The following is a 21585-nucleotide window of genomic DNA, read 5'->3' on the forward strand; positions in this document are numbered from 1 at the left end:
GTCAAGACTGGTGGTTCTGGTGAACGTCGGCTTCCGGGAAGGAAATTCGGTCCAGGAAGGGCCGCTTCGGGTCAGAACTTGCCGTAGAAGTTCTCCGAACGAAGGCAGACAAGGATTGAACTCAGTCGTTCAGAGTGATTGGATTCTGCCCTAGTCTGGAAAGAGCCGGCCGGCGCCTTCAGCCGAATGTCGCCATAGTCTCAGTGGGAACCTCAACCCACTTGCCGTCCTAGCCGGCCTGCCTGCATCCCTCAGAGCGTCGCCAGCCGCGAATTTGTCATGGTCTTTCCATAAGCTTGACGCAGCGTCCGCTTCTCCTCCAGCGCAATGATGACGCTTGTGGCAAAATCCGTCTTGTACATGACGGCGAGCCGTGTCAGCCCGCCTGGCGTGAAGACGTTGATCTCCAGAAGTTTTTCTCCGACGATGTCGAGCCCAACCAGAAACATGCCATCATTGATCAATTTGGGGCGCACCATCTCGGCAATGCCCAACATCGTGCCCGTTACCTTGACTTTGTGGGCTGTTCCAGCGGCATGGATATTGGACCGGACGTCGCCCTTGGCTGGAACGCGGCGAAAGGCTGCGTAATTGCCGTCGCGCACCAGCGGCAGACCGTTCATCAAGAAAAGACGCACGTCACCAGCCTTGGCCTCCGGAATGTAGACCTGCGCGATGAGATAGCCGTCACCGCTGGCCGCTTCGAAAATCTGGTTGAGGTTGGAATCGGTGGGCGTTGCAATATGGAAGACGTTCTTGCCACCCGATCCTTGGAGTGGCTTGACGATGCAGCCCTTCGAGTGTTTGTCGATAAATGCGCGGATCTCGGTAATGCTGCGCGATATCAGGGTAGCCGGCCTGACCGCCTCGGGAAAAGACTGAAGGTAGAGCTTGCTCTGTGCCTGTCCCAGGCCATCCGGATCGTTGACGACAATCGCGCCGCGAGCCGCCGCGATCCGCCCGAACATAACGCCTGCGTTGGCGGCCCATGGCCGATCGGTGGCGTCCAGCGATGGATCGTTGCGCAGAAACACAATGTCGATATCGCTTATCGCCAAAGTCTTTTTCTGCTTCGCTGCATCCTTCAGGGCAGCATGCAGTCTGTCGGACGTCTTGTAGGAAGCATCCGGCAGAACCGCCACGCTGACAGCCAGACCGTCATCCGGACGCAGTATGAAGTCGCCTGGTTCAACATAGACAACGGAATGACCGCGCTGGACGGCGGCCAGCGCCAACGCTGTCGTCGTGTAGGCGGGCGTCTCGCTCTCAATGGAATTGACAAAGAACGCGATGCGCATCGAGGAGACTCCGCTCAAGTTTCAACCATATCGATCGGACCGATTCCCGCCATCGCTCTCTTGAGACGCGGACGCGCCGCGTCGGAAGAGAGGAACGCGGGCTCGAGGCGCGGCGCCCGCAGCAAGCCGCGCGCGTTGAGTTCCTGGATCGCTCCGAAATCCGCGGCGGAGATCTTGCCGATCCAAAACGGCGTGAGGCTGCCGCCGTCCTTCAGATGATCGAGGATCTGCACCATGCCCCGCAGATAGATGGCGTCCTTTGCAAGGCCCCCGCCTCGATAGACACGCAGAACGACGTTGAAGGCGCCGCGATCGTCGAGACCGAAATCCCTGTGGAGGATGCGGAAGGTCTCCTCGAATGTTGCTCCGTCGAGCATCGTCTGACAGGCGATAACCCTGGCCGCGATCAGCCTCAACCGCGCTGCGGTCATGCCGCCGACCAGATATTCCGCCAGCACGGCCAGTCCCTCCTGCATGCCCTCATAGCCGGCGAGCCCGTTGCGGAAGATGGCGAGCCCCTGCGCGTCACCGTTGAAATAGGTCAGCAGATGGACACCGATCTCGTGACTGAGCAGCGCAGTCAGACGCTCCGGTGGAAGGTTGGTATCGCGTGAAACCAGCAGCCGGTTTCGCGAGACGAGGAGGCCGGCCGGCAGGTCGCCGCGGATCTCCACGGAGGCATCGAATTCGGGATAGGCTGCCCGGTAGCCGGCGATCATGTCTCGCGCGGCCGCGGCGACAGCGTCGGCGCCCAGGCCCTTCTGCCGGGTGGCCGACGCAACGCTAGGCGCCTTTTCGAGAATGGCGCGTGCTCGCGCCGCCAGGCTCGGCTCGACGCTACCATAGAGAGCTCGTCCGAGTTCGACGAAGCGGGGCGTTTCGCGCGCCGCGAGCATCGACAGCTGGAGATCGAGTTCCTGCTGCTTTTGCGAGAGCAGCGTGGTCAGCAGCGGATCTTCCAGATGATCGAGCGAGACCGAATAGAGCTTCCGTTTCTGGCCGGCGACCTCGAACTCGAGCGGCCTGTAGAGCAGCACGGGCACACGCTCGAAGGCGCCTGCCTGGAATTCCAGCCAGGCTGGTTCGGCATTGATCGGTGTGACGGCAAGCAGAAAATCGAATGTCGACGCGACGTTGTCGATCGCCCGATCAGCGCGCACCACTGCGTCGATATAGGCGCGCCGCCCCAGCGAACGATGGGTTGCCGGCTGTTCCAGCCTTGATGCCTTCAGGAAGGCGCTGACGGCCTGAAGCGCGGAATCGACCATGTTGGCGACGACAAGGTCGTGGAGTTCGGGGTAGACGCGCTTGGTGCCAGGCACCCGGTAAATCGGTGCGAAGCGTACCGTCAAGCACGCCGCATCACCGAGATCATCCAGAAGCCGTGCTTCGGCGCGTGTCGTGGGGTTGAGTTCGTCGACGCGGGGCGTGCGGTATTTTGCTTCGCGTGCGGACGCAGCGGTGGCGAAGCGCTTCAGTGCCGCCTTCTCCGCCGCCGTGTCGCCGCAGGCCAGCGCAATCTCGAAGGGCGGCAGGAACGGAACATCCTCGGTCAGGAACCGGTCTTCGGCCAACTCGCCGATGTCCAGCATGAGGAAGGCGCCGCAGTGATCGCGCAGCCTTCGCACCACCAGCCGCGCGGCCTCGCGGGCGAGGCCGATGTCGGCCGCGATCAGATAGGACGCGTTGGCGGAGACGGCATGGAATGCCGCATCCTGATGCGACCCAACATGGACACACAGAAAGGGCAGCGGCCGATCCATGTGCAAACGGTTGCCATTGCCGAAATCGCGGCGGATTGGCTTGCCGTCCCGCAAAAGCGCGTCCAGGTCCGATTCGATTTGCGCCAATGGAGGCGCGGGCTCAACGAGCTTGGGCTTCATCGCATGGCCCGCAGCGCCGACTCCAGGACGGGCACCGTAGACGCCAGCATGGCGCGCAGCCGCTCGATTGTTCCCCAGTCGGGTTCGCCACTCCATTCGTCCATGAAAATCTTCTTGAACTCGACGGCGATGGCACACCCGGTTTCCGGAAAATTGGCATGGACGAAACGGGTCTGTTCGCCCTTGCCCTGGAAGGACACATTCTCGCGCGCATCGATCGGCTCGCCGTTGAGACGCTGGCCGCGAAGCGTCTCGATGAAAGCGTCGACGACCGGTGCCCAGCGCTCGCGGTCCATGGAAGACGTACCGATGTTGATGTCGGGCGCGACGTCACGGGACGTAGGCATAGCCTCCCGTCCGTCGCGCCGGTGATTATAACTATGGACGTCGATGAGAACGAACCTGCCATGGCGCTTCTCGATACCGGCAAGGACACGGTTCAGCTCACTGTAGAAGGCGTCGTGAAAGGAGAGAGACTCCGTAACGGTGTCCTCGTCCGGCTGCTCTCGCCAGACTTTCAGGCCCCAGGACTGGTCCGGCGACCGGTAGACCGCAGCGTCTCGCGCACGGTTCAGATCCACTTGGAAGCGTGACCGATGAACGATGATCTGGGTAGGAAAATCGGCGATGAAACGCTCGGTGAACGGGTCCTCTTCTCTACGACGGTCGGGATCGGAGAGACACATGAGCGATCGACAAGCCCTGCCAACGTCGGTGCCGCTGTGGATAGCTGTACCGACTATAGGCGACTCTCCGAGCTTGATCGTCCAGCCTGCCGGTGATCCACCCGGATCATTGCTGCCCGGATCATTGTTGGAAGTCATCGTGTTCACAGTCCATCGAATGCGTGGAGAGTGTGGACGGTTCCAATTCATCGAACAAGCGATCGTTGGCTCGCCCTGGATCAGCAGGCTGAACCGTCCAAAAACGTCAGCCGAACGACGGCTTCAGCCGAACGTCGCCAGAGGCTCAGTGCGGACCTCGACCCACTCGCAGCGCCGGCTGTCGTGATAGAACGACAGGAAGGGCGGCGGGAACGATGGGTCGGCGAAAGCCCCCACCGGAATGGCGATCAGACCGGGCTGGACATCGATCCGGTAATGGACAGTGGTGCCGCAATCCGGGCAGAAACTGTAGATGACACGGCCGCCTTCGTCGCCAACGCGCGTGAACTCCGCCGCTCGTCCCTGGATCGACACATCATTCTCCGCAAACCGCGCATTGAAGCTGAACACGCTGCCGGTGCGCCGCTTGCAGGCCAGGCAATGGCAGACAGAGACGCGTACAGGCTCGCCCGAACAGGTGGCTGACAGCTGACCGCAGGAACATTGGGCGCGGCGCGTGACCATGGCTGGCCCCTTTCAGCGAACATCAATGGGTTTCGGCATGGGTCCTGAGCTCAGCCCTCTTCTCGTCGGAGACGACGGCAAGATCGAGCACCTTCTGCAATTCGGCCGCATGGCGGAACGACGGCTCGGCCTGGACGCGGTTTCGCACCGCATCGACGAAGCGCTGGTAGTTGGTCGCCACCGTTCCGGCATCGAGAACCTGCCATTTTGCGTTCTCGATGTCCTCGCCCATGCACGCTTTCAGCTCCGAGCCGGTCAGGTTGTGCACGACCTCGATCCCACCCTTGTCGCCATAGATGCGCAGCCGCAATTCGTTGAGGTGGCCGGTTGCCCAGCGGCTGGCATGGACGACGCCAAAAGCGCCGTTGCTGAAATCCAGCGCCATGGTGAAACTGTCATTGGCGTCAAGCTCGTACTCGCCGATCCGGTTGCCAGGCGCCTTGTCGAAGGACCTGAGGCGGCAGAACACATGGTCGATGTCGAGCGCCGCGCCATAGCTGGCGAAATCGAGTATGTGGATGCCGACATCGCCCAGCACGCCATTGGAGCCGTGGCCGCGCGACAGCCGCCACAGCCATTTCGGATCCGTGCGCCAGTCGCCCCAGAACTTGGAGACCAGCCAGCTCTGCAGATAGGATGCTTCGACATGCCTGACCTGGCCGATCTCGCCGGCAAGCACCATGGTGCGCGCCCGCTGCAGCGGGGCGACGTTGCGATAGGTCAGGTTGACCATGTTGATGATGCCGGCTTGCTCGGCGGCATCGGCCATTTCACTGGCCCGCTGGTAATTTTCGGCCAGCGGTTTCTCGCACAGCACCGGCTTGCCCGCCGCGATCAGCATCATGGTCGTCGGATGGTGGATGCGGTCTGGCGTCACGTTCGCCACCGCGTCGAACTTGTCCCATGCGAGCGCGTCTTCCAGCGACGCGAACCGGTTGGGAATTCCGTAGCTGTCCGAAAACTTGTCGACACGCGCGCGGTCCAGATCGACGGCGCCGACCAGTCCGACGCCTTCGATCTTGCTGAACTGCCTGGCATGCTCTTCCGCCATCCAGCCGGTGCCGAGTATCAAAAGACGCATGATTCTTATCCTTAGAATGAGGCCTTATCTTCTTGTTCGATGATGGATTTTTCGAACCGAATCTTCGCGATAGCGGTCTAGCGAAAACCGGCTTCGCCCGCGGCATGGAGCTTTCCGCCGCGCTCGACGATCGGCTCGAGCGCCTTTTCCACCGGCACGTTCGGCGCATCGAGGATGGCTGGATGCGCGCCCTGCGGGTTGTGCGCCCATTTCACCGCATTGCGCAGCACCTTTTGGACATTCGCGTCGTGATAAGTCGGATAGGTCTCGTGGCCGGGCCTGAAATAGAAGATGTTGCCGGCGCCACGGCGATAGGTCAGCCCCGACCGGAACACTTCGCCGCCCTGGAACCAGGAGATGAACACCGTTTCCAGCGGTTCCGGCACGGCGAACTGCTCGCCATACATCTCCTCGTTCTCAAGCTCGAAATACTCGCCGATCCCCGCAGCGATCGGGTGGTTGGGGCTCGTCACCCAGAGCCGCTCGCGCTCGCCGGCCTCGCGCCATTTCAGCGTGCATGGCGTGCCCATCAACTGCTTGAAGATCTTCGAGAAATGGCCGGAATGAAGCACGATCAGCCCCATGCCTTGCCAGACGCGGCGCGCCACGCGCTCGACGACTTCGTCGGCGACAGCGCCATGGTCCTTGTGTCCCCACCACACGAGCACATCGGTTCGCGCCAGACGGTCGGCCGGCAGGCCATGCTCCGGTTGCTCAAGCGTCGCCCACGATACGGAAATTTCCGGGTCGAGCCTCAGCGCGTCGGCGATCGTTGCATGCATGCCCTCGGGGTAGATCCCCGCCACCACCTCATTGGTCCGCTCATGGATATTCTCGCCCCAAACGACAGCGCGTATCGTCATGACATCCTCTTGATCGGTTGAAGCCGCCGCCCCGGTCAGGTCAGTCATAGTATCCTCGGCCGGGAATGAAAACGGTTTCGAGGCTGGCTGCTGACAATTGGCTGGAAGTCGGCGGGACAGCGCCCCCATCTGTCCTGCCGGACATCTCCCCCACTTGGGGGGAGATGGATGTCACGCCGGCTCGGGCTAGCCGCGCACGACGAGGCGTTTGATCTTGCCCTTCTTGAACGCGGCGAGGAAGCTGGCGTAGTCCTTGAAGACGACGCAGCCGCTCGATTCCCCGCGGCGGCCGCGCAGCAGGTAGGTGTGCGCAAGAAAGCCGTCGCGGCCATATTTGTTCTTGCCGTCGATAGGAGTGAGACGCAGCGCCTCCACCCCATGGAAACGCGATTCGCGCAGCCTCAGATCGTAGGTGTGAGGCGGTGTCGGGCCGGCATTCTTGCGATTGGCGTAGCGAGGCTGGTCGGCCATCGAGCCCAGTCCCGAATGCGCCTCGAGCCGCGAGCCGTCCGGCATATAGACGGTTTTCGCCGAGATGTCGTAGACGGCGACGCCGCTGCCGGGCTTGGTGAACAGGTTGCCGAAGACCCCGCCGCCGCCCGCCGGGCTGTCGGGTTTGGCATAGGCCAGCATGTCTGCGGCCTTCGATCGCTTGGCCGGCTTGCCCCGGCTGCCCTGCATGTCCTCTTGCATGCTTGGTTTCGCCGCCGGTGACGAACTCCTCGGGGACAAGGCTGGCGCCCGGGGCATCTCGACCTGCGGCGCGGCGGCGGTCTCCACCTTGTTGGCTTTGGATGGCTGAGACTGGGCCTTGGCGGCCCTCGATGCCTGGACCTTGGGCGCATTGGCCTTGGGTGCCCTAACCTCGGGTGCCCTAACCTCGGGTGCCCTAACCTCGGGTGCCCTAACCTCGGGTGCCCTAACCTCGGGTGCCTTGACCTCGGGCGCCTCGTCCGACTGATCGATTTCCGCCTGCGGACGCCAAGTCGGCAAGGGAACGCTGCCGGGCATTGCGTCCCGCGGCGGCAGCGACGCCATCTGCACCTCGCCCTCTTGCGTGGCAGCAGAATCGGCCGTCGTCGCCTGCGGCAGCACGTCGATCATCGCTTCCGGCAATGCATTCGCCAGCGCCAGCGCCAGCGCCAGCCGGGAGGATCGGTCGATTTCCGCAATCTCGGGCCCGAAGCGCACGGACGCGGGACCATGCTGATCGGCCAGGCGCACCGGCTCCGCAAAGCGCTGGCCCGTCGGCAGACTGACGACCGCAAACGGCGCGGCCCCGCCGGAGGCGCGGGCAAAGGCAGCAGCAATCTTTTGCGGCGATAGCGCCGCATTCGCCACCACGCTGTCGAAGCGCGATTGCGGTGAGATTTCGGCGACAAGCTGCACAGCATCCGGCCGCGCTAACGGCTTGAGACGCGCTACCTTGCCTTCATGCTCGAAGCTCGCAGCGGCCTGCGCGCAGCCGGCATTGCATCGGCCGAGCAGCGACGCCTCACGCTGCCGGCTTGCCAGTGACGGCGCCCACGAATTGGCCCGTGGATTGGCCCGTGAATTGGCAAGTGTGTGTCGGGGATCGGCGAGCGCCATGGAGCGCGGCGCGAGCAGGTTTTGCGGAAGACTGTTGGAGGCGGCGGTGAGCGAAGTTCCCACCGAATGGAGGCCGGCCACGGTCGCAGCCGACCACAGCGCGATCGCAGCGCCAACAACGGGAATCGCTACCCAGCGCAGGCCGGGCCTCATCGAGGGCAATCCACTGTCAGGATTGTCACCCCGGTTATTCGAACGCATCAACGCCATACAACCAAACCTCAATCGGCCTTGCGGCATGCGGGCTCGCAGCCGTCACAATCACAGTCGCCTGGTGCCCCCCGGCACGCTTCACGTCTGTTGCCGATTGAATCAAAAGATGGACAAACTTGGTTAACCAATCCCTCTACCGATCGCCGATTAGGCGAAGGTCTATGTCAAAAAGGCTCCCTCCAAAACTATGAAAATAGCGGAAATGCCCTCTGTATCAGGCTTTGCTGCCCGTTTTTGCCGGCCGAGTCAAGAAACCGAAAGGACTAGGCCGTGCCTGGGCGGGCCTCAGTTAAAGGCTGTTTCGAGTTCGAAAGCGTCGCATCCCCCGTGATCGTCTGCGCGCAGGCTGCGTTGCCGGCGCTGCCTTACAGGTAAATTCGTTTGTGCTAACATACCTTAGTCATGCACATTTGTGCGCGACCAACAAAAGGGAGGATGCGATGGAAACCATGAATCGCAGGTCTGCAATAGCGCTCGGCGTCACTGCCGCCGCGGTAGCGCCTCTATTCGCTTTGGCGAGATCCGCAACGGCCAAGGAGTACGGCCCGAATGAAGGCAAGGAGATTGCGCCCGGCGTCAGACTGGTGGAGGTCGGCACTGGGACCTCCGACATTCCCGCTTACAAGAGCATCTCAATTGTCGACATTGTCTTTCAGCCCGGAGCAGTGGCTCCTGAAGAGGTCATGGACAACGACATGGTCTGCACGATCGCTGCCGGCGAATTCACGATCAAGAAAGCGGACAAGGAATTCAAACTTAGAGAAGGCGACATGTACACTTGCGCCAAGGGCAAGACCGACGGTTCCACCAACACAAGTGCCGTGGTCGGCGTACATCGCATTGCGATCTTGATACCTGCCTAGAACAATTCCAGGAAAAGTGTGCAACGGTTTTCCGCCCGGAATTGCGCAAAAAACAAATAGCTAGAGCGGTTCAGCGAACCGCTCTAGCGCATGACCCGAAAATGAGGCCCGCGTCCTGCGTCGGAGGCGCGGGCCTTGTCATGCCTGCGCAGCCTATGCGGCGCGCTGCGCTTCCATCGGCCGCAAATTCTGGTTCATGCGGAACAGGTTCAGCGGATCATATCGCTGCTTGATTTCCAGCAGCCGCCGATAGTTGCCGCCATAGGCTGCTTCGACCCTGTCGACCTCGTCCCCGGGCATGAAGTTCACATAGGCCGTGCCGGCGGCATAGGGCTTGGCTGCTTCATAGAGGCCCCGCGCCCAGTCGATGCAGGCCTGGTCCATTTCCGGTTCGCGCCAGCGGGCGTGGACATTCATGACGTAGTGCGCGCTGCGTTGCGGAAACGCCGTTGCATCCGCTGTCACCCGGCCCGCGGCACCGCCGACATGGCCGATGAAAATCTCACATTCGGGGCCGGGAAGCCTGGGTATCGCCGCTGTCACGACCTCAACCGCGCTGTCGGAAAGCTCGGTGAAGTCATGGCTCTTCCAATAGTTGCGGGCGCCAGGCGTCAGCAACGGATCGAATGCCTGCTGCCAGCCGGTGAACGGGTTGGGACCGACCACGTCTGCAATCGGTGTGCCGATGGCGCGAAGCCTCTGTGTCGCCTTCTCACCCTCCTGAAGGTCGCCGCAATAGCACATGGCCAGGACCAGCACCTCCTTGCCATGCCATTCGGCCGGCAGGAACGGCAGCGGCGGCGCCTGCCGCATGACCGCCCAGCAGGTCAGCTCATTGGGCGCTGCTTCGAGCGCGGCTCGGTATTCGCGCAACACGTTTTCGGCATCGGCGAAGGGATGAACGACAAGCCCCGACAGCACCTGCGGACCGACTTGGTGGAGCTTGAACTCGAAAGCCGTGACGATGCCGAAATTGCCGCCACCACCGCGCAGCGCCCAGAACAGATCCGGATTTTCGGTCTGGCTGGCGCGCAGCAGCTTGCCGTCGGCGGTAACCACATCGGCGCAGAGAAGATTGTCGATGGTCAGGCCGAATTTCCGCGTGATCCAGCCGAAGCCGCCGCCCAGCGTCAGGCCCGAAATGCCGGTGGTCGAGTTGATGCCGGTCGGCACCGCCAGTCTGAAGGCCTGTGTCTCCGCGTCGACATCGGCGAGCGTCGCGCCAGGTTCCACCCATGCCCGCCGGGTCGCCGGATCGACCCGCACCGACTTCATCTGCGACAGATCGATCATCAGCCCGCCGTCGCAGACGGCGCTGCCGGCGATGTTGTGGCCGCCGCCGCGAACCGCGACGAGCAGCCTGTTTTCCCTGGCAAAATTGACGGCGGCGATAACGTCGGCGGCACCGGCGCAGCGCACGATCAGCCCGGGCCGCCGGTCGATCATGGCGTTCCAGATGCTGCGTGCCTCGTCATAGGCGGCGTCGCCTTCCCTCAGCACGGTGCCGCGCAATTGTGCCGAAAGCGCCTCCAGGGCCGCGGCATCGACCGTTGTCTTGCCAGGTTCAAGCGTGGTGAGGCTCATGCTATCCATGGCTTTCCTCCCGATGTTTTGAGCCGTTTTCCCTCCACCCGTTTCCAAGTCTGCCTTTATATTAGAAGTCGCGCAAGTTCATGATCGCTCTGGCCGGCATTGCGCAACCCGCATAACGGTCAGCTCTCATTGAGCTAAAAGCCGCCGGCAGGCTAAGCCGAAATGAGTGCTGGATCGCTCTAGACGATCTCGTCGGTTCGATCGGAGGAACTACGCAGCGGTCCGCGGAGTTAGGCGTACAGCAACCAGTGCAGAGGAGAACTCTGATGGCACCGCGCAGAAAACCCGACGATCCATCCGAAGGCCCAACCATCGAACAGCAGGATTGGGACGCGATCAAAGGCAGTAAAATTCTACCAGACAGCGTGCCGGGAAACGGCGACATCCGTTACGATCTCGACAAAGAGGCTGAACTGCCCGAGGAAGACGACGACAATCCGTACCAGGACAGCGACGAGGCGCTGCCGGACGACGAAGAGGAACGCGCCCTCTCGCGCAACCCCTCGAGGCAGGATATCGACGAGCCGTGAACGGCAGCAGTTCAATACCGTGGCAGCCGCACGGTTTCGGCCAAATTCCGTGAAAGTTCCTCCAGCGACAGAAAGGCCCGGCGGGGAGGAAGCGCCGGGCCTTTGTCCCAATGCCGTGCGATCGGCTGTCACAGTCGCTAGAGTAGAACGACTGCGCTTCCAACCGTTGCCGGTGGTTGTTGTTCCATTGAAACCGAAAAACATGGCGCGGTTCGCCAGCATTGCTGCTTGGATCGCCTTCGGCCCGACCTTCGATCACGATTTCTGTCTGACGGAACAACTCCAAAAAACGCTCGTTGGATAATCATCGCAACCAGCGATGCAGCTCTAATGGAGACCGACCATGATGAAAAAAATTCTTTCCGCAACCGCACTCAGCATTGCCCTTGCCACTTCGGCGATGGCGCAATCAAACGGCACTGGATCCGGCACCACCGATCCGGGAGCGGCCACCGGGACAGGCACGGGCACCATGGCTCCCGGCACCGATAATGCAACTCCTGCCGATCCAAACGTAACCGGTTCAACCACCGACGGCGGCGACGGCATGAGTGATCGGTGCAAGGACGTAGTGGAGGCCGATAAGAACACTGCCGGTGGCACTGCAACCTCGGATAGAGAGGATTGCCCCGAGTAACGGAGCCAGGGCTTCCTGAAGCCGTGGTGGCGCACCGCGCCACCAGTCAGGCAAAGCCGGGAACCGGCTTTGTCTTGCCGCTCAGTTGCGCACCCAACGTTAGCGCTTGCGGGAAATTCCGGATAATTGCCGCCATCAAGGTGGCGCTGCTTGGACTAACGGCAATCCCGGCAAGTGCGGCGGCGGCGTAGACCCGAGTTGAAAACAGCCTTTTCCAGGCCGCCTCGAAGCGTCTGCCTGCCGTCTCGCGCCCTGCACGCCTGCTCGGCGCGCATGAGAGTTCGCAGGCCAGCAGCCAGCCGGACTGAAGCGCCATCGAGATGCCCTCGGCGATGACAGGGTGAGACTCTCCGGCCGCATTGCCGACGCGAAAGATGTCGCGTTCGTAGCAGGAGCGAATTCCCGGCCGGATCGGACCTGCGGCAAGCCAAGGCCCGTCGGCGTCAGCAGACTCTAGCGCATCCCTTACTCCCCGGCATGATTCCATCAGATGACGGGAGACCGCCTCGGCCGCCGACAAATGGCTCTGGTGTCTAGGGCCAGCTTGTTTGCGCAACTGCGCGAGCATATCGCGCCGAATGCAGCACGAGATCGACAGCCGGCCATGATCCGCCGAAACCATGCCGCCATAACCGCCAGGAAATATCAGCAGGGGCATCAAATCAGGCGCCAGGGACGACCCGGTGAAATGCGCCTTGAAGCCGAACAGGTCCGAAGGGCGGTTGGTCTTTCCAAGCTGGCTGGGCAGCGGTCCTGGCTCCCAGGAGCCGTGTGCGGCGACAATCACCGGCGCGCACAACATCGTCGTTTCGTTTCCGGCTTGAATTCGCACCAATTGCGCCTCGCCATCTGGGTCGATGGCGACGGCGCGGCAAGGCTGAAAGATCTCGACGCCCGCCGATCGCGCCGCCTGCAAAAGCAGACAGTCGAGAATGTCTCGGCCAAGCGCCCGGCCGAAACCATCTTTTTTCTCGCAGGACCCATCTTTCGCGGGAGGCATTGGCGCCTCGACACTCGCATCGCCGGAAAAGAAGCCGACGCGGCGGATTTCGGGGCCGGCATTGGCACGCCAGGCATCGGCGATTTCCAGCTGATCCAGAAGCGCAAGATTGCTTGCCGATATATATTCGCCGCAGACCTTGCGGCGCGGGAACACGCTCTTTTCCACAATAGCCACGGCCCATCCGCGCCGGGCCAGCGTCAGCGCGACGGACGTGCCCGCCGGGCCGGCGCCTATGACGATCGCGTCATGGGTCGACAATCGCGTCATAGGTCATGACCGGCGTTGGCGCCGACGAAAATGTGGGAAAAGAGGCCGGCGCGCCGTTCTTCGACCGGTTTGCCGTTTGCCGCGAGCCAGAGACCGGAAAGCTCGCTGCCGCGAAAGCCGGCACGCACGCTTTGAGCCGCGTCGTTTCGTGTGACGTCATTGGCGCCGATCGCCGGGAGAAGGCGGGTCGCGGCCAATGCCAGTTTGGTCCGCAACGGCTCTGTCGCCAACAGCAACGGGGCCTTCGGCGCCATCAGCGAAAACAGACGCACGAGCCCGGCATCGTCGAAATGATGCAGAAACAGATTGACGGTGATCGCGTCGAACCGCGTGCCCGCATTCTTTCTCGCCCAGTCGAAGACATCGGCGGTGACGCCTTCGACCATCCATCCCAGCCTGTCGAAATCGCCACGCAATTGCGCGGTGATGAGGTCGACGCGGTCGAGCATTACCAGTTCGACCCCAGACCAATGCCCGGCCATGCGCCGCGCCACCGCCAGCATGAAGGAGCCATCGCCGGCGCCGATCTCCAGAATCCGGCGCGGCGGCCCTGGCACAAATTTCTGCAGCAGCGACGCCATGATCCTGGCCTGAAACATCAGCGCGTTGATGCGGCGGAGGTCGCCGCGCGCCGCAAGCGCTCGTGGATCGTCGGCCGCAAGCCCGTCGAGGATTTCCGGCGCAAGCTGGCGGTGCTCCAGGCTGCTCATGACGCAGTTCGGAAAAGCATGGTTTCGGCGGCCAGCCCGGGTCCGAACGACATGCCGCAGCCGAGCATGCCTGGTGGCGCCTTCAACATCTCTTTCATCACGAACATGACGGTCGCCGACGACATGTTTCCATAACGGCGCAACACCTCGCGCGATGGCTCCAGCGCGGTGGGCGCGAGTTCCAGGGCCCGTTCGACGGCGTCGAGCACCGAACGTCCCCCCGGGTGCACGGCCCAGAGGTCGATCGCCTCGGTCGGCCGACCACCGAGGATGGCGTCGTGATTGCTCCGCAACGCGTTATGGATTGCTGCCGGGACCTGGCCGGAAAGAACCATTTCGAAACCGTGGTCACTAATGCTCCAGCTCATCAGATCCCGCCGCTCGTCCGCCACGATGCCGTAGAAGCTTTCGAGCTCGATGCCGTGCGGCTCGGCGGTGACGAGCGCAGCCGCACAGCCATCGCCCCAGAGGCAGAACGACAGCAGCTTTTCCAGTTCGCTGGTTTCCCGCAGATGCATCGTGCAGAGTTCGATATTGACCAGCAGGACCCTGGCCTGCGGATCGGAGCGGACGATGTGGCGGGCAAGCTTGAGGCCGTTGATCGCCGCGTAGCAGCCCATGAAACCGATCATCGTGCGTTCGACCGTGTCCGGCAGGCCACATCGCGCAACCAGCTCCAGGTCGATGCCCGGCGCTGAAAAACCGGTGCAGGTGGTGACGATGAGATGGGTGATGCGGGAAGCGCCGCCACCAAGCTCCAATCCGTCGACGGCTTTTTGCGCGAGAACAGGTGCGGCATGACAGAACATCGCCATTCTCTCGGCTGTTCCAGGAAAGGCACCCCGGATGAACCTCCCGGCCAGATCTGCTGATGGACCTTCGGGGTCGCCGGCAGGTGCAAAGCATGAATAGCGGTGCTCGATGCCGGCAACGTCAACCATGCGTTCGAAAATTCTTCGACGATCGGCCGCAAGCATGGAGGCGGCGAAACGCAGATAGAATTGATGAACCTCGTGCTCCGGCACTGCTGTCGCGATCCGGTTAATATACGCTTTGGCCGGCATATTCGGTCTCCACGGCGTCGCGCACGGTATTTTCTAAAACCACCGCCGGAGGTTGTTTGGTCATCGGCACCAGGTGTCGGGCAGCAGGCATTGAGTGTTGTTGATGAACGTTTCTGAGAACTGATTTCATCCCACCTGTGCTGTTGCCAGGCGATGCTGCGGTTCGCCGGCATGTAGGAACATAGGCTCCATCACCGAGGCGTCCACCGAAGTGCCCTCGCTTCGGGCCGCGGCGCCATTGCTTCCGGCCCTCGGTAGGCGCGGTATTTTTCTGAGCGATGGAACATTAGCGCATACTAACGATTGTAGGGTGACAGCGAATATCTCCCGGATGTTGGCTGCTGGACCGGGATCCCGGTCGGCCCGCGCTCCTCCAGAGGCGCGGGCCTCCGGTCCAAAGAGTAATTGGCGGCTTAGGCTCAGTTTGGAACGAGAACGCCGTGAGCGCGTTCGCCATAATTATCGCGAGCCGCCACAGGCTCGCGGCAAAGATAAAGGAGAGCTGTCATGAACAATATCATCTGGCTGGTCGGGGCCGTCGTTATCGTAATTGCGATACTCAGCTTCCTTGGCCTTCGTTAGGTTCGCCTTTAGCGACGCCTACGCCGAGCAAGTCGTAATTTGGGTCGTCTCTGGAAGCCTGAGGTTTGCAGGCGCAGCAGCTATTGGCGCTAGCGAAACGACCCCGCTCTTTCACCGGCGAAGTTCCTTGCCTGATCCATACTCTCCCAGACGCAGCGCTCACGGCGATGAGCGGTGGCAGCCCGCTTGGCAAGCGGCCGGCTTCAGTTGCTGCCGGACCAGATCGCGACTGGCCGGGTGCGGGCGCCGATTGACGTTGCTGTGCCTTTTCTTCATTCTCCTGTTGCTGCCTGATACGAGATTCAGCAATGAAGCGCAGTCTCGCTTTCGGTGTGATTGTGATCGCCGTCCTCGGCCTGCTGGGCGGCGCCGCACTTTTGATTGCCGGCCAGTCCAGAGTTTCGCAAGATGCGATCCAGTCGTCGGTTACCCGCACCGCTGAATTGATCGACAGCGCCTGGAAGCTGCCCGTGGCTGCCACGTTCGATGCCGACGTCACATGGCAATCAAACGGATCAAGGTGCGGCCCGGCAAGTGTCGCAAACACATTCCGCTCCATCGGCGAGGAGGAGACAACCGAAGCCGAAGTCCTCGCTGGAACCGGAAAGTGCTGGACGGGCTTCTGCATCATCGGGCTCACGCTGGACGAGCTTGCCGAGGTCGCTCGAACGAACACCAAGCGGAAGGTCTCCGTGCTTCGGGATCTGAGCGCCGATGCATTTCGCGAGCACATGAAGCGCGCCAACGATCCCGGCCGCCGTTACATCGTCAACTTTACCCGTGAGAAGATTTTCGGCGCCGGCGTTGGCCATTTCTCCCCGGTCGGAGGATATCTGGAGGCCGAGGACATGGTCTTCGTCCTCGATGTAAACGAGGATTATAAGCCTTGGCTGGTCGAGCGTGAGCGCCTGTTCTCAGCCATGGACACAATCGATAGCGATGGCGACAAAAAGCGCGGCTTGCTGCTGATCGAGTAGCGAAGTCGCAAGCTTTTCGATTGCCTTGCCTTCAATCGACCAGCACAGCGACCACTGCGGTGCAGTCGCCCGCCTTGACCAATCCAGGGAAATGGCGGGCAGCCAAAAGACCCGACATCCTTGCCCTGATCTCCTGAGGTGCGGCACCGGTGCGGCCGATGGAGTGGATGCGCGCCAGGACCTGGCCCTTCTCGACAGGCTCGCCGAGATCGATCATCGTTTCGATCATCCCGTCGTCCTCGGCGAACGAGAAACAATCGCCCGACGGCATGTCGAGCCAGCGGGTCGGCTGCGTCTCGACCGCACCGGCGACAATGCCGGCATGGCGCAGCACATTGAGCACGCCGCGACGGGCGATCCGCACCGTTTCCGCGCGGGAGGTGCCACCGCCGCCAAGCTCCGTGGTGATGAACAGCTTCCCCATCTCCTCGGCGGCAGTGTCGAACATGCCGACCGCGTCGATTTCCAGCATCTTCATCGACCAGGGTGCCGAGAACGCCTCGACCACGGCGAAGCCCTTCGCCTCCAGCACTTTGTCGGGCCGGATATGGGCGGCGCAGAACGGCACGAAGTCGAGCGTCTTGCCGCCGGAGTGGAAGTCGAGCGCGATGTCTGCGCGGGGAAGCAACTCACGTTGAAAATAGTCCGCGATCTTCTCGGTCACCGTCCCGTCAGGCCGGCCGGGAAAGCTGCGGTTCAAATTGCCCTTGTCGATCGGCGAGGTGCGGGTGCCGGCGCGGAACGCCGGATAGTTCATTGCCGGCACGATGATGACCGTGCCGCTGACTTGCTTGGGATCGAGCGTGCGGGCGAGATCGTAGAGCGCCAGCGGCCCCTCATACTCGTCGCCATGGTTGCCGCCGGTGAGCAATGCGCTTGGCCCGCTGCCGTTGCGGATCACGCAGATCGGGATCATCACCGATCCCCAGGCTGAGTCGTCGCGGCTGTAGGGCAGGCGCAAGAAGCCGTGCTGCACGCCGTCGCGGTCGAAGTCTACGCTCGGCGTGATTGGCGATGGGCGAAGGCTGGACATCGGGCTCAATTCTTGACCACCAGTTTGCGCGGCACATTGGCCAGGCACTCGACGCCGGTCTCGGTGATCAGGATGGATTCGGTGATCTCCAACCCCATCGTCTCCAGCCACAGGCCGGTCATGAAATGGAAGGTCATGCCGGGCTTCAGGTCAGTGCGGTCGCCGGGGCGCAGGCTCATAGTGCGCTCGCCCCAATCCGGCGGATAGGAAAGCCCGATCGGATAACCGGTGCGGTTGTCCTTGACGATGCCGTATCTCTTCAGCACCGCGAAGAAGGCGTTGGCGATGTCCTCGCATGTATTGCCGGGCTTTGCCGCGGCCAACCCCGCTTCCATTCCTTCCAGCGTCGCCTTCTCGGCATCGAGGAATTCCTGCGTCGGTCTACCGAGGAACACAGTCCGCGAAAGCGGACAATGGTAGCGGTTGTAGCAGCCGGCGATCTCGAAGAAGGTGCCCTCGCCCGACTTCATCGGCCGGTCGTCCCAGGTCAGATGCGGCGCCGACGCATCGGCGCCCGACGGCAGCAGTGGCACAATCGCCGGATAGTCGCCGCCAATTCTTCCCTCTGGCCCGTCGACGCCGCGCGTGCCGGCATCATAGATCTCGGCGACCAGGTCGCATTTGCGCATGCCGACTTCGATCTTGTCGACAATGCGCTGGTGCATCGCTTCGACGATGCGGGCGGCCTTGCGCATATAGTCGATTTCGGTCGGGCTCTTCACCGCTCGCTGCCAGTTGACGAGTGCCGTGGCGTCGACGAACCGGGCATTGGGCAGATGTTTCTGCAGCGAAGCGAAGGCAGCGGCCGAGAACCAGTAATTGTCCATCTCGACACCGATGCTGAGCTTGCCCCAGCCACGATCGGCCAGCACCTGCGAGAGAAAATCCATCGGGTGGCGTTCGGTCGACTGCACATAATGGTCGGCATAGCCGACGATGTTGTCGTGCGCGAGATAGGCGGTGCGCTTGGCGCCGTTGGCGTCCTGGCCGCGCCCGTACCACACCGGTTCGCCCGACGGCGGCACGATGACGGCCTGGTGCACGTAGAACGACCAGCCGTCATAGCCGGTCAGCCAGGCCATGTTGGACGGATCGCTGACAACAAGCAGATCGACGCGCTCGGCTTCCATGGCCTTCCGGGTCTTGGCGAGGCGATCCGCATATTCGCCGCGCGAGAATTTTAGATTGGGCTGCATTGTTCTTGGTCCTCGTTTGTTGGGCCTTGCGGCCGGCATCAGCTTTCGAAAATCGTACCCGTCTTGGCCGCCCGGGCACGGTCGCGGGCGAGCGTGGCGATCGCCGTGTCCTGCACGCCGGTGCCGGTGAGGTCGGCGATGGTGATGTCGCTGGCCGAACGGCGGCCATGTCTATCGCCGGCGATGATCTGGCCGAGCTCTGTGATCTCGGCATCGGCTGCCATCACCCCCGTCGCGATGGCATGATGCAATTCGCCCAGCAGCCGCGTCTGCTTCGCGCTGTCGGCGACGTAGAGATCGGCCATGCGCAGGATCGCCGGCGCGATCTCGTTCTTGTGCTCGGCGTCCGAGCCCATAGCGGTGATGTGCTGGCCGGCCGAGACGAAGCCGGCCTTGATCAGCGGTTCGGTCGACGGCGTCGTGGTGACGATGATGTCGGCGCCGGCCGCCGCCTTTGCCGCGTCGGGCTCAGCATGCACGACGATGCCCAGTTTTTCGCGCAATGCATCCGCCGCGGCTTCGGCCTTCGCGGCATCCCTCGCCCAGATCCGCGCCTCGGCGATCGGCCGCACCAGCATAAGCGCCTCGAGCTGCAGTCCAGCCTGGACGCCGGCGCCGAAGATCGCGGCGACAGAGGAGTCGGTTCGCGAAAGATGTTTCGCCGCGACCGCTCCGGCCGCGGCCGTGCGGATGTCGGTCAAATAGCCATTGTCGAGCAGCAGCGCCTCGACCAGCCCGGTTTTTGACGACAGCAGCACCATCATGCCGTTGACGCTGGGCAGGCCGAGCTTCGGATTGTCGAAGAAGCCGGGACTGATCTTGACGGCAAAACCGTCGATGCCAGGCACATAGGCGGTTTTGACGTCGACCTCGCCGCGATGCTCGGGAATGTCGAGCCGCAGGATCGGCGGCATCGCCACCGGCAAGGTGGCAAGCGCGCGGAACGCATTTTCGACGCAGGCGACGGCATCGAGATCGAGCTTCACGATCGCGCGCAATTCGGCTTCGGTCAGTATCGTCATCCGGCTCATGCGGCGCTCTCCTCAAATGCTTCGCCACAAACGACTTTCCTGTGCAGCGTCATGTCGATATTGCGGCCCGACAGAATGAGCACAGTGGGGCCGCTCGCCCTGACCTTGCCGGCAAGCACGGCGGCGATGCAAACCGCGCCGGCGCCTTCGACGATCTCGCGCTCCTGTTCATAGGCGTGGCGGATGCCGGCGGCGATCTCGTCCTCATTGAGCAGGATAACATCGTCGAGCAGGTCGCGGCACATCGAGAAGGTCAGCCGATTGTCGAGGCCGATACCGCCTCCGAGCGAATCCGCCAGCGTCGGCAGTTCCTCGACCAAGACCGGATGTCCGGCATCGAGGCTTGCCTTCATCGCCGCACCCCGCGCCATCGAAACGCCGATGACCTTCGTGCCGGGGCTGACGCCCTTCACGGCAGCGGCGACACCCGCCGCCAGCCCGCCGCCGGACAGCGGCACCAGCACCAGGGCAGCGTCAGCAACCTGCTCGATGATTTCCAGCCCAAGCGTGCCTTGCCCGGCGATGATATCGGGATGGTCGAAGGGCGGCAGCATGATCAGACCGTCTTCCGCGACCAGCCGGTCGACCTCCTGCTGCGCATCGTCCTGGCTGTTGCCGACGATGCGTATCTCGGCGCCGAGCCGGCGGATTTCGTCGAGCTTGTTCTGCGGCACCAGTCGCGACATGCAGATCGTCGCACGCATGCCTTCGAGCTTCGCCGCGTGGGCCAGCGCCCGGCCGTGATTGCCGGTCGAAGCGGCGACCGCGCCGCGCGCCTTCTCCTCGGCGTTCAGCGAAGCGATGGCGTTCGAGGCGCCACGCAGCTTGAAGCTGCCGGTGGTCTGCCGATGTTCGAGCTTGAGATAAACGGGCGCGCCCAAGTGCCCGGAAAGACTCGGGGAAAGCACGGTCGGCGTGCGCTCGACCTTGCCTGCGACGCGCTCGCGGGCGGCGCGGATATCCTGAAGGGTTACAGACATGCCTGTTGCCAGAGGGGGGTGCTCGCTCATGCCGGACATCGCCTCATTGTCTCAACAGGGTCATCAGACGGCCGAATTCGGCGCGCGGCTCGTCGTCGCCGCAAAGCCGCAGGCAGTTCCAGGCGGTCGCCTGGTTGCTGGTCACCACCGGACGGCCGATCGCCTCTTCCATGCCGACGACGGCAAGTGCGGCCCGCAGCGCCGTGCAGGAGACGAACAGCGCGTCCGCTTGCGCATCAGTCGCCTCGCGCGCCAGATCGACCAGCGTGGCCGGTGCAATCCGCGCCATCTCGCGGTCGTCGTCGAAGCCGAGACAGGTGAAGCTGGCGATCTCGAAACCGTGCGCCGCGAAATAGGCGGCCATCGGCCGGCTGGTCTCGACAGTATAAGGAGTGAGAATACTGATCGTCCTGGCGCCCAGCGCCTTCAAGCCGCGCACCCCTGCCATCGGCGGCGTAACCACGGGTACGCCGGGCTTGGCCGCCTGCACCGCCGCCTCGATCTCGGCATCGCCGATGACGACCGAGGCCGAGGTGCAGGAATAGCAGACCGCGTCGAGCGGCTCATCAGGCAGGATGAGCGCGGCGCCCGCCGTAAGCGACGGCTGCATCTTGCGCAAATTGTCCGGCGTCGTCGGATTGGCGTAGGGAATGCGCGCGACATAGACGCCGATCCGGTCGCTTGCCACTATGCGACGAAAATCCGGTTCGGTCGTATGGTCGGTGGCAAGGATAATCAGGCCGACGCGCTTTTCCAGCGGACGCGCGTCGAGCGCCGGCCGTGTCGAGTGCAAGCGGATGTCGACTGGAGCGGTCACCATGCGCTCCTTGCCAACGGTTTGG

General features: G+C 62.7%; 20 protein-coding genes. 4 read left to right on the plus strand and 16 right to left on the minus strand.

Annotated features, from left to right (window positions below):
- Window positions 1-251: 251 nt before the first annotated feature.
- The 7 genes from AC0L2K_RS31180 to AC0L2K_RS31210 all read right to left on the minus strand — a co-directional run bounded on the left by AC0L2K_RS31180 (window position 252) and on the right by AC0L2K_RS31210 (window position 8217).
- Window positions 252-1298, minus strand: coding sequence for a glutathione synthetase (locus AC0L2K_RS31180; protein WP_473533233.1), 1047 nt, complete (start codon window positions 1296-1298; stop codon window positions 252-254).
- 14 nt (window positions 1299-1312) lie between these two features.
- On the minus strand, window positions 1313-3181 hold the full coding sequence (locus AC0L2K_RS31185) for a flavohemoglobin expression-modulating QEGLA motif protein (RefSeq protein ID WP_473522803.1): 1869 nt from the start codon (window positions 3179-3181) through the stop codon (window positions 1313-1315).
- A complete protein-coding gene (locus tag AC0L2K_RS31190) occupies window positions 3178-4005 on the minus strand; it encodes an N-formylglutamate amidohydrolase (RefSeq protein WP_287364086.1) in 828 nt (275 codons plus the stop codon). Before AC0L2K_RS31190 ends, AC0L2K_RS31185 begins: the two co-directional genes overlap by 4 nt.
- Window positions 4006-4128: 123 nt before the next feature.
- The gene (locus tag AC0L2K_RS31195; protein ID WP_128183899.1) at window positions 4129-4530 is read right to left on the minus strand and encodes a GFA family protein; all 402 of its coding nucleotides are present in this window, start codon (window positions 4528-4530) and stop codon (window positions 4129-4131) included.
- Window positions 4531-4552: 22 nt separating this feature from the next.
- Entirely contained in the window at window positions 4553-5611 is a 1059-nt protein-coding gene (locus AC0L2K_RS31200) for a Gfo/Idh/MocA family protein (RefSeq protein WP_287364088.1), read from the minus strand.
- A 77-nt stretch (window positions 5612-5688) separates the two neighbouring features.
- On the minus strand, window positions 5689-6474 hold the full coding sequence (locus AC0L2K_RS31205; RefSeq protein WP_287305224.1) for a ThuA domain-containing protein: 786 nt from the start codon (window positions 6472-6474) through the stop codon (window positions 5689-5691).
- 186 nt (window positions 6475-6660) lie between these two features.
- Window positions 6661-8217: a tlde1 domain-containing protein gene (locus tag AC0L2K_RS31210; RefSeq protein ID WP_287364091.1), complete on the minus strand. Its 1557-nt coding sequence runs from the start codon at window positions 8215-8217 to the stop codon at window positions 6661-6663.
- Window positions 8218-8717: 500 nt separating this feature from the next.
- Here AC0L2K_RS31210 and AC0L2K_RS31215 point away from each other — a divergent pair, with 500 nt between their 5' ends.
- A complete protein-coding gene (locus AC0L2K_RS31215; protein ID WP_287054532.1) occupies window positions 8718-9140 on the plus strand; it encodes a cupin domain-containing protein in 423 nt (140 codons plus the stop codon).
- 153 nt (window positions 9141-9293) lie between these two features.
- Here AC0L2K_RS31215 and AC0L2K_RS31220 read toward each other — a convergent pair whose 3' ends face one another.
- On the minus strand, window positions 9294-10733 hold the full coding sequence (locus tag AC0L2K_RS31220) for an FAD-binding oxidoreductase (protein WP_287364093.1): 1440 nt from the start codon (window positions 10731-10733) through the stop codon (window positions 9294-9296).
- Between the two features lie 266 nt (window positions 10734-10999).
- Here AC0L2K_RS31220 and AC0L2K_RS31225 point away from each other — a divergent pair, with 266 nt between their 5' ends.
- Together AC0L2K_RS31225 and AC0L2K_RS31230 are read left to right on the plus strand one after the other, a co-directional pair.
- A complete protein-coding gene (locus tag AC0L2K_RS31225) occupies window positions 11000-11263 on the plus strand; it encodes a hypothetical protein (protein WP_023797862.1) in 264 nt (87 codons plus the stop codon).
- Window positions 11264-11606: 343 nt separating this feature from the next.
- Window positions 11607-11900, plus strand: coding sequence for a hypothetical protein (locus tag AC0L2K_RS31230; RefSeq protein WP_287364096.1), 294 nt, complete (start codon window positions 11607-11609; stop codon window positions 11898-11900).
- A 46-nt stretch (window positions 11901-11946) separates the two neighbouring features.
- Here AC0L2K_RS31230 and AC0L2K_RS31235 read toward each other — a convergent pair whose 3' ends face one another.
- The 3 genes from AC0L2K_RS31235 to AC0L2K_RS31245 are packed head-to-tail and all read right to left on the minus strand — an operon-like array spanning window position 11947 to window position 14944.
- Window positions 11947-13170, minus strand: a complete 1224-nt coding sequence (locus AC0L2K_RS31235; RefSeq protein ID WP_473533234.1) for an NAD(P)/FAD-dependent oxidoreductase — start codon at window positions 13168-13170, stop codon at window positions 11947-11949.
- Entirely contained in the window at window positions 13167-13880 is a 714-nt protein-coding gene (locus AC0L2K_RS31240) for a methyltransferase domain-containing protein (RefSeq protein ID WP_473533235.1), read from the minus strand. Before AC0L2K_RS31240 ends, AC0L2K_RS31235 begins: the two co-directional genes overlap by 4 nt.
- The gene (locus tag AC0L2K_RS31245; RefSeq protein ID WP_287171122.1) at window positions 13877-14944 is read right to left on the minus strand and encodes a type III polyketide synthase; all 1068 of its coding nucleotides are present in this window, start codon (window positions 14942-14944) and stop codon (window positions 13877-13879) included. Before AC0L2K_RS31245 ends, AC0L2K_RS31240 begins: the two co-directional genes overlap by 4 nt.
- An 890-nt stretch (window positions 14945-15834) precedes the next feature.
- Between AC0L2K_RS31245 and AC0L2K_RS31250 the strand changes: the two genes are divergently transcribed.
- Complete coding sequence (locus AC0L2K_RS31250; RefSeq protein ID WP_287342162.1) at window positions 15835-16503, plus strand: phytochelatin synthase family protein; 669 nt, start codon at window positions 15835-15837, stop codon at window positions 16501-16503.
- 31 nt (window positions 16504-16534) lie between these two features.
- Here AC0L2K_RS31250 and doeB read toward each other — a convergent pair whose 3' ends face one another.
- Genes doeB through eutA form a run of 5 tightly spaced genes read right to left on the minus strand, consistent with a single transcriptional unit; the run spans window position 16535 to window position 21560 of the window.
- Window positions 16535-17536, minus strand: a complete 1002-nt coding sequence (doeB, locus tag AC0L2K_RS31255) for a N(2)-acetyl-L-2,4-diaminobutanoate deacetylase DoeB (RefSeq protein WP_287171126.1) — start codon at window positions 17534-17536, stop codon at window positions 16535-16537.
- Between the two features lie 5 nt (window positions 17537-17541).
- Window positions 17542-18732 (minus strand): ectoine hydrolase DoeA, encoded by a 1191-nt coding sequence (gene doeA / locus AC0L2K_RS31260; protein WP_473522809.1) that lies wholly within the window; start codon window positions 18730-18732, stop codon window positions 17542-17544.
- A gap of 38 nt (window positions 18733-18770) precedes the next feature.
- Complete coding sequence (gene eutC, locus AC0L2K_RS31265; protein WP_287171128.1) at window positions 18771-19763, minus strand: ectoine utilization protein EutC; 993 nt, start codon at window positions 19761-19763, stop codon at window positions 18771-18773.
- The gene (gene eutB, locus AC0L2K_RS31270; RefSeq protein ID WP_128173103.1) at window positions 19760-20743 is read right to left on the minus strand and encodes a hydroxyectoine utilization dehydratase EutB; all 984 of its coding nucleotides are present in this window, start codon (window positions 20741-20743) and stop codon (window positions 19760-19762) included. Before eutB ends, eutC begins: the two co-directional genes overlap by 4 nt.
- Window positions 20744-20786: 43 nt before the next feature.
- Window positions 20787-21560, minus strand: a complete 774-nt coding sequence (gene eutA, locus AC0L2K_RS31275) for an ectoine utilization protein EutA (RefSeq protein ID WP_473533236.1) — start codon at window positions 21558-21560, stop codon at window positions 20787-20789.
- Window positions 21561-21585: the final 25 nt, after the last annotated feature.

The sequence above is a fragment of the Mesorhizobium sp. WSM4817 genome (genome assembly GCF_055811135.1).

Coding starts and splice junctions, on each gene's coding strand:
- AC0L2K_RS31225 (WP_023797862.1), top strand. CDS start 11,000: ATGGCACCGCGCAGAAAACCCGACGATCCATCCGAAGGCCCAACCATC.
- eutB (WP_128173103.1), bottom strand. CDS start 20,743: ATGTCTGTAACCCTTCAGGATATCCGCGCCGCCCGCGAGCGCGTCGCA.
- AC0L2K_RS31240 (WP_473533235.1), bottom strand. CDS start 13,880: ATGAGCAGCCTGGAGCACCGCCAGCTTGCGCCGGAAATCCTCGACGGG.
- doeA (WP_473522809.1), bottom strand. CDS start 18,732: ATGCAGCCCAATCTAAAATTCTCGCGCGGCGAATATGCGGATCGCCTC.
- AC0L2K_RS31230 (WP_287364096.1), top strand. CDS start 11,607: ATGATGAAAAAAATTCTTTCCGCAACCGCACTCAGCATTGCCCTTGCC.
- AC0L2K_RS31250 (WP_287342162.1), top strand. CDS start 15,835: ATGAAGCGCAGTCTCGCTTTCGGTGTGATTGTGATCGCCGTCCTCGGC.
- AC0L2K_RS31185 (WP_473522803.1), bottom strand. CDS start 3,181: ATGAAGCCCAAGCTCGTTGAGCCCGCGCCTCCATTGGCGCAAATCGAA.
- AC0L2K_RS31220 (WP_287364093.1), bottom strand. CDS start 10,733: ATGGATAGCATGAGCCTCACCACGCTTGAACCTGGCAAGACAACGGTC.
- AC0L2K_RS31205 (WP_287305224.1), bottom strand. CDS start 6,474: ATGACGATACGCGCTGTCGTTTGGGGCGAGAATATCCATGAGCGGACC.
- AC0L2K_RS31180 (WP_473533233.1), bottom strand. CDS start 1,298: ATGCGCATCGCGTTCTTTGTCAATTCCATTGAGAGCGAGACGCCCGCC.
- doeB (WP_287171126.1), bottom strand. CDS start 17,536: ATGTCCAGCCTTCGCCCATCGCCAATCACGCCGAGCGTAGACTTCGAC.
- AC0L2K_RS31245 (WP_287171122.1), bottom strand. CDS start 14,944: ATGCCGGCCAAAGCGTATATTAACCGGATCGCGACAGCAGTGCCGGAG.
- AC0L2K_RS31200 (WP_287364088.1), bottom strand. CDS start 5,611: ATGCGTCTTTTGATACTCGGCACCGGCTGGATGGCGGAAGAGCATGCC.
- AC0L2K_RS31235 (WP_473533234.1), bottom strand. CDS start 13,170: ATGACGCGATTGTCGACCCATGACGCGATCGTCATAGGCGCCGGCCCG.
- eutC (WP_287171128.1), bottom strand. CDS start 19,763: ATGAGCCGGATGACGATACTGACCGAAGCCGAATTGCGCGCGATCGTG.
- AC0L2K_RS31215 (WP_287054532.1), top strand. CDS start 8,718: ATGGAAACCATGAATCGCAGGTCTGCAATAGCGCTCGGCGTCACTGCC.
- AC0L2K_RS31210 (WP_287364091.1), bottom strand. CDS start 8,217: ATGAGGCCCGGCCTGCGCTGGGTAGCGATTCCCGTTGTTGGCGCTGCG.
- AC0L2K_RS31190 (WP_287364086.1), bottom strand. CDS start 4,005: ATGACTTCCAACAATGATCCGGGCAGCAATGATCCGGGTGGATCACCG.
- AC0L2K_RS31195 (WP_128183899.1), bottom strand. CDS start 4,530: ATGGTCACGCGCCGCGCCCAATGTTCCTGCGGTCAGCTGTCAGCCACC.